The organism is Mycoplana sp. MJR14 (assembly GCF_029210525.1).
Taxonomy (GTDB): Bacteria; Pseudomonadota; Alphaproteobacteria; order Rhizobiales; family Rhizobiaceae; genus Mycoplana.
Genome location: NZ_JARGEO010000006.1, coordinates 306,026 through 316,875, shown reverse-complemented (window position 1 = coordinate 316,875; position 10,850 = coordinate 306,026). Strand labels below are relative to the sequence as shown.

Annotated in this window: 13 protein-coding genes; 6 read left to right on the top strand and 7 right to left on the bottom strand. The window is 65.5% G+C overall.

Features of this window, described 5'->3' with window-relative positions; all coding sequences use genetic code 11:
• Positions 1–170: 170 nt before the first annotated feature.
• Complete coding sequence (locus P0086_RS16740) at positions 171–926, bottom strand: glucose 1-dehydrogenase (protein ID WP_275787508.1); 756 nt, start codon at positions 924–926, stop codon at positions 171–173.
• A gap of 225 nt (positions 927–1,151) precedes the next feature.
• On the opposite strand from P0086_RS16740, the gene P0086_RS16735 reads away from it, so the two are divergent.
• The 6 genes from P0086_RS16735 (at position 1,152) to P0086_RS16710 (ending at position 5,288) form a co-directional block, all read left to right on the top strand.
• Entirely contained in the window at positions 1,152–1,748 is a 597-nt protein-coding gene (locus P0086_RS16735) for a L,D-transpeptidase (protein WP_112593993.1), read from the top strand.
• A gap of 311 nt (positions 1,749–2,059) precedes the next feature.
• Positions 2,060–2,188, top strand: a complete 129-nt coding sequence (locus tag P0086_RS16730; RefSeq protein ID WP_112610847.1) for an ABC transporter — start codon at positions 2,060–2,062, stop codon at positions 2,186–2,188.
• A gap of 136 nt (positions 2,189–2,324) precedes the next feature.
• Positions 2,325–2,909, top strand: a complete 585-nt coding sequence (locus tag P0086_RS16725; protein WP_275787506.1) for a hypothetical protein — start codon at positions 2,325–2,327, stop codon at positions 2,907–2,909.
• 66 nt (positions 2,910–2,975) lie between these two features.
• Positions 2,976–3,563: a protein-S-isoprenylcysteine O-methyltransferase gene (locus P0086_RS16720; protein ID WP_275787551.1), complete on the top strand. Its 588-nt coding sequence runs from the start codon at positions 2,976–2,978 to the stop codon at positions 3,561–3,563.
• Positions 3,564–3,642: 79 nt separating this feature from the next.
• A complete protein-coding gene (locus P0086_RS16715; RefSeq protein ID WP_275787504.1) occupies positions 3,643–4,440 on the top strand; it encodes a hypothetical protein in 798 nt (265 codons plus the stop codon).
• On the top strand, positions 4,437–5,288 hold the full coding sequence (locus P0086_RS16710) for an SDR family NAD(P)-dependent oxidoreductase (protein WP_275787503.1): 852 nt from the start codon (positions 4,437–4,439) through the stop codon (positions 5,286–5,288). The genes P0086_RS16715 and P0086_RS16710 overlap by 4 nt, the downstream gene beginning before the upstream one ends.
• A 27-nt stretch (positions 5,289–5,315) precedes the next feature.
• Here P0086_RS16710 and P0086_RS16705 read toward each other — a convergent pair whose 3' ends face one another.
• The 6 genes from P0086_RS16705 to P0086_RS16680 all read right to left on the bottom strand — a co-directional run bounded on the left by P0086_RS16705 (position 5,316) and on the right by P0086_RS16680 (position 10,777).
• Positions 5,316–5,570, bottom strand: coding sequence for a hypothetical protein (locus P0086_RS16705; RefSeq protein WP_112593997.1), 255 nt, complete (start codon positions 5,568–5,570; stop codon positions 5,316–5,318).
• Between the two features lie 176 nt (positions 5,571–5,746).
• Positions 5,747–7,237, bottom strand: coding sequence for a D-alanyl-D-alanine carboxypeptidase (locus tag P0086_RS16700; protein WP_275787501.1), 1,491 nt, complete (start codon positions 7,235–7,237; stop codon positions 5,747–5,749).
• A 105-nt stretch (positions 7,238–7,342) separates the two neighbouring features.
• A complete protein-coding gene (locus P0086_RS16695) occupies positions 7,343–8,134 on the bottom strand; it encodes a hypothetical protein (protein ID WP_275787499.1) in 792 nt (263 codons plus the stop codon).
• Between the two features lie 280 nt (positions 8,135–8,414).
• Complete coding sequence (locus P0086_RS16690) at positions 8,415–8,972, bottom strand: transglutaminase-like cysteine peptidase (protein ID WP_275787548.1); 558 nt, start codon at positions 8,970–8,972, stop codon at positions 8,415–8,417.
• A 448-nt stretch (positions 8,973–9,420) separates the two neighbouring features.
• Positions 9,421–10,032 (bottom strand): PilZ domain-containing protein, encoded by a 612-nt coding sequence (locus P0086_RS16685; protein WP_112594001.1) that lies wholly within the window; start codon positions 10,030–10,032, stop codon positions 9,421–9,423.
• 127 nt (positions 10,033–10,159) lie between these two features.
• Complete coding sequence (locus tag P0086_RS16680) at positions 10,160–10,777, bottom strand: PAS domain-containing protein (protein ID WP_162702421.1); 618 nt, start codon at positions 10,775–10,777, stop codon at positions 10,160–10,162.
• Positions 10,778–10,850: the final 73 nt, after the last annotated feature.

The window sequence follows — 10,850 nt, the reverse complement described above, 5'->3', positions numbered from 1 at the left end:
AAAACCACCCATCAGTCGCCTCGAATTATCCGAGGACAACCTGTTGAGGCTCCACATCTAGCATCACCCCGACAGACACCGCTTCCGGATCGCGCGGCCGTGGCCACTGCGGCGGGCGTGCTGCGTCGCGGTCCTTGCGCGATTGGCACGCAGGTCGGTTCACGGTCCGCTCAATGCGCGGTGTAGGCCCCGTCCACCAGGTGGCAGCTTCCGGTGATAAAGCTCGCCTCGTCGGAGAGCAGGAAGCTGACGAGGGCCGCGACCTCTTCCGGCGTGCCGCGCCGGCCCATCGGCTGCAGCGCCTCCAGCCGCTTGTTGGCGGCAAGCTTCGCATGCTCGGACAGAAGCGGCGTCTCGATCCAGCCGGGGGCGACGGCGTTGATGCGCACCCCGTGCCGGGCATACTCGATCGCCGCGACCTTGGTCAGGCCGACGACGCCGTGCTTGGCCGCCGTATAGGCCGCGGTCGCGGGCAGGCCGACGCAGCCGAGCACGGAGGCCATGTTGACGATGGCGCCGCCGCCGGCGGTCAGCATGGCGTTGATCTCGTATTTCATCGAATAGAAGACGCTGTTGAGGTTGACGTCGACCAGCTTGCGCCAGCTGTCGAGCGGATAGTCCGCCGTCATCGCCAGGCTGCCCTGGACGCCGGCATTGTTGACCGCAAGATGAAGCCCGCCGCAATGGGAAACGGCATAGTCGACGAGCCGTTCGACGGCGTCCGCATCGGTCACGTCGATGGCAACGTCGTGCGCTTCGCCGCCGTTCTCGCGGATCGCGCTGCTGACCTCCCTGGCGGCGTCCGAATCGATATCGGCGATGACGACCTGCGCGCCATCGCCGGCAAGCCGCCGGCTGACAGCCGCACCGATTCCCGATCCGCCGCCCGTGACGATCGCCACTTTCCCCGCAAAGCCAGAGGTCATCGTCTCCCTCCCATTCTGTGTTTTTCACCAGTCGAACAGAGGCCGCTAACGGAAGCAAGCCATTTCGTCCCCGGCAAAGGGGTGCGGTGTGGACAGAACCGCGTGGTCGCCGTTCCGAATCGCAACACGTGCGCCCGGCCGCCCCTGCCACCGCAAGGCTTGGCCAATCGGCATCGTGATGCTAAGTCTAGGCGCAAGGGTTGGTCCGATTGCTGACAGGTGCCCATGGACAATGATTTCGTCTCCAGCCGCCGGGCGCTGCTCTTCGCAAGCCTCGGCCTCGTGGCAACCGGTGCGTCCGGATGCCGTTCGATCTACTCCCGCTACATCACGTCCGACTATTCCAGCTACCGCGTCGACCGGCGGTACCGCCGCAAGACCGTCGCCTATGACGGCCACGAGCCGCCGGGTACGATCGTCGTGAACACCTACGAGCGCTACCTCTACTATGTCGAGGGCGGCGGGCAGGCGACCCGGTACGGCGTTGCCGTCGGTCAGGAAGGACTTTCGCTCAAGGGCGAAGCGAGCGTCGGGCGCAAGGCGGAGTGGCCGTCCTGGACGCCGACGGCATCGATGATCCGCAGGAAGCCGCATCTGGCGCAGTATGCCGGCGGCGTGGAGGGCGGGCCCAACAATCCGCTGGGGGCGGCGGCGCTCTATCTCTATCGCGGCGGACAGGACACCCTGTTCCGGCTGCACGGCACCAACGAGCCCTGGTCGATCGGGCAGGCCGTGTCGAACGGCTGCGTGCGGCTGACGAACGACGACATCGTCCATCTCTACAACCGCACCCCGATCGGGGCGAGGGTCATCATCATCTGACGGTCGGCCGGGGCCCGGAAATCGACGCTTTGGGCTTCGATGCGCGCTCGTCTTCGATCCGCCGGTCCGGCAAGAATTCGATTCGCCCGAACGAATATCGCTTCCTGCAAACAGGGGCTGCCCGCGCAAACGCCGCGTACAGCGCACGCTCATCACGCGATTGCTACAAGCCGTTGAAAAATCTGATCTTGGCCGCTCTTCCTGCGAATTAACTTTGTGGTGCTTCTGCACTATGCCTTTGATGTTTTTGCGGCTATTACTATGACGTTGCCTTCGAAAAACCTATTCCGATTCAAGGAGAGGACATCTTGATGAGCAGACTTTTGATCCTGGCAGTAGCAGTGCTTTCGGTAGCCGGTCTCACCGCTTGCGACACCGTCGGCAAGGGGAAGGGCAAGGCTCCGCCTCCGGTCGAGCAGCCGGCTCCGGTCTATAAGTAACGACTGACCTTGGTCCGGGGAGGCGCCCTTCGGTGCTTCCCCGTCCAGCTCTCTCAGGTGCCTTCCGGCTCGGAACGCACAAGGCAATTCCAAAACAGTGCAGGCCTACGACGGTGGCGTGCGACGGAGCGTGTTCATGACGCTGTTCAAGAGCCGTGCATCGCTTTTGTTCCTCATCTCGCTGGCAATCACCTCCTGCCAATCGGAGGACAAGCCGCCACTCCCCCGCTACACATCCGAATATCGCGGCTATGCCGGCACGGCCCAGTCCGGCCGAAGCGACGCACGCTATTTCATCGAATTCCGGTCGCGATATGCGCTGACCTACGGCCATTCCTACGTGATCTTCGGCCAGCTGGGGAAGGGCGGCCGGCCGATCACCCAGGAGGTGGCGGGCCTTGCGCCGGCGTCGAACGATCCGGCGCCCTACGTGCTCGGACATTTCGTGCCCGTGCCCGCCGAGACGGGCGCCAGCGACGGAGACCTGGAAGAGGAGTACAGGTCGGCAAGCTGGCGTGTTAAGCTGACGGAGGCGGAATACCGCAAGACGGTGGCCTTCATCCGGCAACTGCAGGCGAAGTCCAAACTCTGGCAGGCTTCCGTCTACAACTGCAACGCCTTCGTGGCGGAGATCGCGCAATCCATGGGATACAAGGCGCCGGCGATCTGGCTCAGGCCGCAGCAGTTCATCACGAAGCTTCGTGAGATGAATGGGGGGTAACATCATGGCTGATCGGAAAACGTCGACGCCGCGGCCGGGCGAGGGCCTGCGGTGAACGGTATCGGCATGTCGACCGCCGCCATCGGCGCGGTTCTCTGGGTGATGGGCGGAATCGCCTGGTACGTCATTCGCTATCCCTTCGAGCGCCGGGCGCGGCGCACCCAGGTGGTGCTGAACCGTCGATCCCTGGTCGACATGTGCGGTCTCGGGGCCGCCATGCTCGGCATGGGACTGGTGCCGGCGATCTATGTCGCGACCGGCTTTCCGGCGCCCGCCGACTATCCGGCCGGACCTGTCCGGGTCGCCGCGGGCGCGATCCTGTTCTTTGCCGCCGTCTGGCTCTTCCGCAGGACGCACAAGGAGCTCGGCAAGAACTGGTCGATCACGCTCGAGATCCGCGAGAAGCACAAGCTCGTTTCCGGCGGGCCCTATTCCCTCGTCCGCCATCCCATGTACACTTCCTTCCTGATGATGGCGGTCGGGCAGGCGCTGCTGCTCGCCAACTGGTTCGTCGGCCTGGCCGGGCTCTTGGGGTTCGCGCTGCTGTTCTTCCTCAGGGTGGACAAGGAAGAGCGGATGATGCTCGACACGTTCGGCACCGATTACCGGGACTACATGGACAGGACGAAGCGAATCATACCGTTTGTCTACTAGGGCGCGCCGCGACCTTTCGGTTTGGTGCACTCCGGACGAGTGTTTCCGCCATGTCGTGACGCGGGGTTTCGGAGGAAGGATGCGAGGCAAGGCCCTCAAAATATCGGCGCCGCGGCGGCTCGTCTGCGATCTGATGCGCTTTTCCATCGGCATCCCGCGGGTGACGGTGCAGCGGCAGATGAACCTGGCGCCGCTGCTGGCTGCGCGTGCCGCCCAGCCGCAAAGGCCGTCGTGGAGCGTGCTCTTCATCAAGGGCTACGGACTTCTGTCCCAGGAGGTGCCCGAACTCCGGCGCGCCTATGTGAAGCTGCCCTGGCCGCATTTCTACGAATACGCGCTCAGCGTCGCCTCGGTCGCGCACGAGCGTGAATTCGAGGGCGAGCGGATCGTGCTGCTCGGATCGATCAAGGGGCCCGAGCGGCGGTCGATCGGCGATCTCCAGGCGATGATGGAAACCGCCCGGACGCGTCCGGTGCTGGAGAACAAGGAATTCCGGCGGGCACTGAAGATCGCGCGGCTGCCCGGCCCGCTGCGCTGGCTTCTGATGTGGCTGGGGCTGAACCTCGCCCGGCGGCGCGGCCGCCACTTCGGCACCTTCCAGTTCTCCGTCTATTCGGGGCTCGGCGCCGAATCGCTGAACCCGCTGACGCCGCTGACGACGCTTCTGAACTACGGACCGATCCGCGAGGACGGGACGGTGACCGTGCGGATCCTCTATGACCACCGCGTGATGGACGGGGCGAATGTCGCACGGGCGCTCGAGCGCTTCGAGGCGATCCTCAACGGCGCGGTGGCGGCCGAGGTCAACGGCATGGGCGGCGGGACGGCGTCCGCCGAAGGGGCCGGTCAGCGGCCGACCGCGAGGACGGCCGGATGAGCGCCGGCCTTTCTGTCAGCCGGCCGGCCGTGGTCGTCGTCGGTGCCTCCCGCGGCCTCGGCCGCTCGATCGCGAGGGTCGCCGCGCGCGAGGGCGGGCCGGTGGTTCTCGTCGCCCGGTCGCGCGACGGGCTCGCGGACGTGGCCGCCGAACTGCGCGCCGCAGGGGCCGAGCCGTTCACGGTCGCCCTCGACCTCCTCTCCGGGGATGCCGCGCAGCGGCTGCAGGAGGAACTCGATCGCAGCGGCCTCTATTGCGACGTTCTCGTCAACAGCGCCGGCATCGGACTGCGGGGGGCAGCGACGCTCCTGCCGGTTAAGGACCAGATCGGCATCATCGACGTCAATATTCGCGCCCTCAGCGAACTGACCCTGCATTTCCTCAAGGGGATGGTGGCCCGCAAGCGCGGCGGCGTGCTCAATCTCGGCTCGATTGCGAGCTTCACGCCGGGACCCGGGATGGCGATGTACTATGCCAGCAAGGGGTTCGTCCGGTCGTTCTCGGAAGGGCTGTACACGGAGATGCGCCCGTTCGGCGTCACTGTCACCTGCGCCTGCCCGGGGCCGGTTGCCACCGAGTTTTTGGTCCTGTCGGGGGCGGGGAAGTCGATGCTGTTCAAGGCGCTGCCGCGGCTGGATCCGGACTATGTGGCAGAGCGTGCCTGGCGCGGGTTCCGGGCACGCCGCCGGATCGTGATCCCGGGCCTGTCGGCGAAGCTCGCGGCGCTCGCCTCTTCCGTCGTTCCGTCCGCGCTGATGCTGCCGTTGATTGCCCGGCTGCAGCGCCGCAGCAGCGATCTCTGCCCCTGCGGCTCCGGCAAGCGCTACGGCAACTGCTGCGGCAAATGACGCAGAACAGCCACCGCCTGCACCTCGCTATCTGACACGCATGCGCACGGGATGGCGGCGTCCGTTGCGGTGTACGTGGAGGTGGATGCCGACTTCCGGCTGCGCGGTGCGCCAGGCGCGGGCGCCGTGCGCCAAGAGCATGCCGACCAGGTCCTTGGTGCGGGCCCGAGACCGGCTGAGCCCGATGTCTGCGATGCGCAGTGCAGCCTCGTGCAACGGATGCAGGCCGCTTCGAAGGTCCCGCTTGGGGCCCTGCCTTGTGCCGGTAACGTTCTCGTTCATCGCCGTGATATCCCTCGTACGCAATACCCAATCGAGGTCGACGGACGCCTGATGGCGGTTCCGTCCGCATGGTCTGGTCCGCCGGCAATCAAACCCAGCCGGCAGGCAGCCCGACCAAAACCGAATTCCGAACGACGCTGGTCCATCGTTGGCGTGTCCCTGCGTCGTCTATGCTGTCACTGCTGGCTCGCCCAGCAGGCGAAACCCTTCTTCTTCAAGGCCTTGCAGGCGTTCACGGCGCTGTCCTGGCCGGAGAAGCCGGCAAAGCGGGCGCGGTAGAGCTGGCTGCTGCCTTCGCCGACGGCGACCGTGAAGGGCTGGGCGCCGTTCAGGGCCTTGCCGCCGCGGTTCTTTGCGTTGTCGAGCAGGACCTGTGCCTGGCTGCGGTCAGGGGTGGCGCCGATCTGGATCACCCAGCCGGAGGGGACGGACCGCTCGGCTGCCGCAGCGGCCGCGGTCGAGGAGGTGGTCAGCGCGTCGACCGAAGCATCGGCGTCGCCCTGTTCGATCGCCTCGTCGGTCGTGGCTTCGGCGGCAGGCTCGGCAGCCGGGTGGACGGCGCCTTCGCGCTGGATGCGGAGCGTGGCTGCGAGCGCGTCCCGGCCGACGACACCGGCGGCGCTTTCGCCGGAGGTGGCGGCATAGGCGGTCTCGATACGGGATTCCTCGTAGCGGTAGGTCGGAACCGGGCCATTGTCGGGAAGGTCGATGGCTGCCGTCGTTGCGGCGACGTCCGCCGACACGGCCTTCGATGCGGCAGCGGCGGTCAGCGTCGGCGCATCCTCGGTCTCGGCGATCAGGTTGCCGTCGCCGCGGCGGGAGGCCTTCGGCATGTAGCTGGCGATCAGCTTCTTCATCTGCTGGTCGCGGGCGCCGCCGGAACGGCCGCCGAGCACGACGCCAACGACGCTGCGACCATCGGCCTGGGCGGAGGTCACGAGGTTGAAGCCGGAGGCGCGGGTATAGCCCGTCTTGATGCCGTCAACGCCGCGCACGACGCCCAGAAGCCGGTTGTGGTTGCCGATCGTCTGCTTGCCGTAGCGGAAGCTGCGGGTGCTGAAGTAGTCGTAGTATTGCGGGAAATGCTGACGCAGCGCCATGCCGAGGCGGGCCTGGTCGCGCGCCGTCGTCACCTGGGCCGTGTTCGGCAGGCCGTGCGCATTGCGGTAGACGGTGCGGGTCATGCCGAGGGCGCGGGCCTTCTGCGTCATCATGCGGGCGAAGCGGTCTTCGGAACCGCCGAGGAATTCGCCGAGCGCTGTTGCGACGTCGTTGGCCGAGCGGGTGACGAGGGCCTGGATGGCCTGCTCGACGGTCAGCTTGCCTCCGGGGCGGACGCCGAGCTTGGAGGGCGGCTCGCCGGCGGCATGCTTGGAGACCGGCACCAGCGTGCCCTTGGAAATCTTGCCTGACTCGAGCGCCTCGAAGGTCAGGTACAGCGTCATCATCTTCGTCAGAGAGGCCGGATAGCGCAGCTCATCGGGGGCTTCGCTGTAGAGGACCTTGCCCGTTTTCGCATCGATGACGATGCCTGCATATTTCGGATTTGCCTGTGCGTTGCCGGCCGTGGCCGCGGCGATCGTGCCTGCCACCAGCAGGCATTTTGCCGTTGCACTTGCTAGACCGGCCGTGCGCGCAAAAAGGGCGGAGAAAACGGAACGGAACACGCTGCTACTCTTCAACTCTAGGATTGCTGCTTCGTTCGAACGAGGATGCGAACGATGATCTGAGGGATGCTATCGGAGCAGGGTTACCAATCGGTTTATGATGAATCATTGGTTGAATGTTTCTGTCTCATTCTTGTCGTCGGGGCGGCCGGCGGCCGCGGCGGCGCTTTTTACGAGGTGGGCGCTGGCGAAGGTCCGGAGGGACTGCTCCATCGCCTGCCACTGCGGCAAAAGTCTGCTCGAAAACCGATAAAGCAGCGACAGGTCGTTGCCGATGTGTATATCCCGCTGGCAATCGGCGCTCGTGGAGGCGTCGGCGCGTTCCGGCACGATGCAGCGCACCGCATAGTCGGAGCCGTCCGGCAGGCGCGCCGTGAGGAGAACCTCCTGCTCGTAGCCGGCATTTTCTTTCAGCCGGCGCAGGGTCAGGCCGCCCGGCCCCTTGGCCGGCGGACCTTCGAACAGATGGGAATAGATCGGCTCGACCCGCCCGGACATGTCGCGCGACATGGTGCTCTGCGACAGCTGCAGGAAGATCAGGCTCTCCGGCCGCGTGACGTCGTTGAAGCGGGCCCGGTTCGACTCCGTGTAGCCCTCCATCTCCGGCCAGGTCAGGTAGAGGTCGATCCGGTCCGTCGGGCCGCTCGTGCGCTGCTCCTCGAAGCGGATGGCGTTGGCGGGCAGGCGAAGGAGATCCTGTCCGATCAGGACGTTCACGACGCTGCGATCTTCCGTGTGGCCCGCAAGCGCGATGTGCTCGCCGAGTTTCCTGCCGCCGATGCTGATGGCGAGGGTGAGGCAGGCGAGGGCGCCGATGCCGATCGTCAGCCGCCTGAGGAGGCGTGGCGAAAAGAGGGTGTCTGCTTCGGCGTCCATGGCGTGTGGGCTTGCGTGCATGATCGTCCCGTCGCGACCCGAGAGATGGGGTGCAAGCGAACGCTACCGGACGGACCCGGCGCGGGGCTTGCCTTCATGCAACCGAAGGTGTGTCGGATATGGTTGATATTCGGTAAACGGGCGACCACCGAACGGGGCGGGCGCCCAAGGGACGGCGGCCGGCCCAGGGACAAAGAGCCGACCGCCAGGGCCGTGGTCGGGACGGGGATTGGGACTGACCGGGCCCTTGTTCCTGCTGCGGCGGAAGCCCTCCGGGGAGGAGGGCGTCCGGGATGGCCGCCTATTTGTTCACGCTGCCGACGGCTACCGTCGCGCGGCCGTCTTCGAGCTTCACCCAGCGGCCGGCGTGCCGCTCGGATTGGCGCTTGAGGAAGCGGTATTCGGTCTCCGACCAGAGCAGCACCTTGTCGCGCATGTTGTCGAGGACCAGGTCGCCGCGGTCGGTGCGGACGGTGAGGACAGCATGGCCTTCGCCGTTCGGCTGCAGGACCACGGTGATCAGCAGGTCGGAAGCGGAGAAGCCGGCCTCCATCAGCAGCTTGCGCTTCAGGAGGACATAATCCTCGCAGTCGCCGGCGCTGCCGGGATAGCTCCAGCGCTCCTCGACGCCGTAGATCTCGTCGTCGGTCATGGGCTCGACCGAGCTGTTGACGCTGTAGTTGATCTCGAGAATCTGCTTCCAGCTCTTCTCCGTCAGCGCCAGCGGGCGGTCCGCCTCCATGGCGGTGCACTCGTCGGCGTTCTGCTTGCAGAACTCGTAGTGGCCGATCGGCTGGTTCGTCGGGCCTGCGACCGACATGCTCGCCGGCGCGGCGCCGGCCGCCGGGCCGAATGCCATCGAAATCAGAACTGCGATTGTCCCTGTCCAGGAAGTCTTCTTGGTCATTGCCGTGTCCCCGTGTCGAGAGGACAATGGCACTAATCTTTTTATCTCACGCGAAATCGCGAAGTATAATTGAGGTCAATATTTCGACGAGTAAGAATAAAATCTGAAATTGATTTGAGTTATATTTGACGCGAATTTAAGTAAAATTGTCTCTATTTTTCGGCACGCAAGGGAGCGGGCCTTGCTGGTGCAATCCGCCTAGGTCGTTGGGATATATCGATTTTTCAGAATGATGCAGCGCCAGTGGACAGGCGTTCAGGGCCTGCGGCTCGGGCGCGCAGCGCGCTTCGGCTGACGGACGCCGCACGACTCCGGCCCGCGACGGACCTCAAACGGGTCCGGTCGAGCTTTTGATGGTCGAGAAATTTCTTGGATGATTTTGCGAAAAAGCGCAGTCGGCTCAGAGGAAGGCCGTCAGGGCTTCCTTGGACTGCACGCTCGAGAACTCGATGGCGACGCCTTCCTGGAAATGCCGGACGACGCGGCCGCGCATGTTGCCGAGCTGGACCGGGGTGCCGACCGCCGGGCGGACCTCGATGTCGATCGCCGCACCCGACAGCGAGAGGTCGATGATGCGGCAGGGGTAGTGGCGGCCGTCGTCGAGGGAGAGCTCGGTGCGGCCGTTGCGCGGCGTCAGGCGATCGTGCTGGCGGTCCTCGGGCAGGCCGAGCTCGTGCTTGTTGGCGATCCAGGTGAGCTGGGCCGCGAGCTTCTCGCGCTTGCGCTCGGTGGCGTTGACCAGAATGACGAACCCGTCGTCGGTGCTCTTGCTGACGGTGCCCTCGATGCGGCCCAGGTGGTCGACATAGGCAATGATCCGCTCACCGGGGCGCGGGCGCGCGTGGCAGGCGAAGAACACGTCGCCGGGCGACATGTCGATCACGGTGCATTCGTATTCGTCGTGGTTGGGCAGCATGAGGCGGCCAGGGAGATTGACAGAAACGCGCTGGAAACTCCGCTGGTCAGGCTGTGTTCTGTGGGTCGCCGGCGACGTTTGCTGAAACGAATACATGGGCGGACGGGGGCCTGATTAATCTCTCTTTCCAACTCCTAACCTTTCGAGGTTAACAGTCCGTTTTCACGCCGTTGCAACTGTTGGGAATTGGAATGCTTTTGCGCTTTCAGCTAGGGTCCTGACCCTAGCGGCCGCCGTCGAACACCTTGAGGTGAAGGACGCGGCGGACCGCCTGTCCCAGGTCGTGGCGACGGACGGCGACGACGGAGGTCGCCGGCGTGGCGGGCAGCGGGGCGGCATCGTCCAGGTCCTCCAGCGCCTTCGGCACGGCCTCCACCAACTTCGGCAGCAGGTGGCGTAGCGGCAGGTCCAGCGGCTGGACGGCGGCGAGGGGACAGAAGGCACCGAAGATCCGGTCGGCGCGCGAGGTGTGCGAGGTCATCGGCAGGAGCGCGATCTCCACGGGGGTCGCCTGGACGGAACGCCCATAGGCATCCGCATGCAGGATGGCGGGCGTGCGCTGGTTCATGATGTTCTGGCAGATCCGCAGGGTCCTGGGACGCTGGTCGGCCGGGAACAGGCGTTCGAAGCCGGTCGTGCGCAGTTCGCGGCCGAACAGCATGCACAGCCGCGTGCCGGCGAGCCGGAACGACACACCGCCGCCCGGCTGCTGTTCCAGGATGAAAAGATCGGGCAGAAAATGCTGAAGGGCAGCCGGTGCGATGTCGCGCCGGTTGGGGATGTCGCGGTTTCCTCTCACCGCCGACCAGTGTCGATAGATCGCTTTTGTCGTCGCCTGCATCGTCATTCCGCCCTGCGATGTACCAAACCGGCACGTCATGTGCCGGTGTCCGCCGGTTCGAAAATACCAAGCG

Excerpts from the sequence above, each read along its gene's own strand:
- P0086_RS16740 (WP_275787508.1), bottom strand. The coding sequence starts at position 926 with ATGACCTCTGGCTTTGCGGGGAAAGTGGCGATCGTCACGGGCGGCGGA.
- P0086_RS16735 (WP_112593993.1), top strand. The coding sequence starts at position 1,152 with ATGGACAATGATTTCGTCTCCAGCCGCCGGGCGCTGCTCTTCGCAAGC.
- P0086_RS16730 (WP_112610847.1), top strand. The coding sequence starts at position 2,060 with ATGAGCAGACTTTTGATCCTGGCAGTAGCAGTGCTTTCGGTAGCCGGT.
- P0086_RS16725 (WP_275787506.1), top strand. The coding sequence starts at position 2,325 with ATGACGCTGTTCAAGAGCCGTGCATCGCTTTTGTTCCTCATCTCGCTG.
- P0086_RS16720 (WP_275787551.1), top strand. The coding sequence starts at position 2,976 with ATGTCGACCGCCGCCATCGGCGCGGTTCTCTGGGTGATGGGCGGAATC.
- P0086_RS16715 (WP_275787504.1), top strand. The coding sequence starts at position 3,643 with ATGCGAGGCAAGGCCCTCAAAATATCGGCGCCGCGGCGGCTCGTCTGC.
- P0086_RS16710 (WP_275787503.1), top strand. The coding sequence starts at position 4,437 with ATGAGCGCCGGCCTTTCTGTCAGCCGGCCGGCCGTGGTCGTCGTCGGT.
- P0086_RS16705 (WP_112593997.1), bottom strand. The coding sequence starts at position 5,570 with ATGAACGAGAACGTTACCGGCACAAGGCAGGGCCCCAAGCGGGACCTT.
- P0086_RS16695 (WP_275787499.1), bottom strand. The coding sequence starts at position 8,134 with ATGCACGCAAGCCCACACGCCATGGACGCCGAAGCAGACACCCTCTTT.
- P0086_RS16690 (WP_275787548.1), bottom strand. The coding sequence starts at position 8,972 with ATGGCATTCGGCCCGGCGGCCGGCGCCGCGCCGGCGAGCATGTCGGTC.
- P0086_RS16685 (WP_112594001.1), bottom strand. The coding sequence starts at position 10,032 with ATGTATTCGTTTCAGCAAACGTCGCCGGCGACCCACAGAACACAGCCT.
- P0086_RS16680 (WP_162702421.1), bottom strand. The coding sequence starts at position 10,777 with ATGCAGGCGACGACAAAAGCGATCTATCGACACTGGTCGGCGGTGAGA.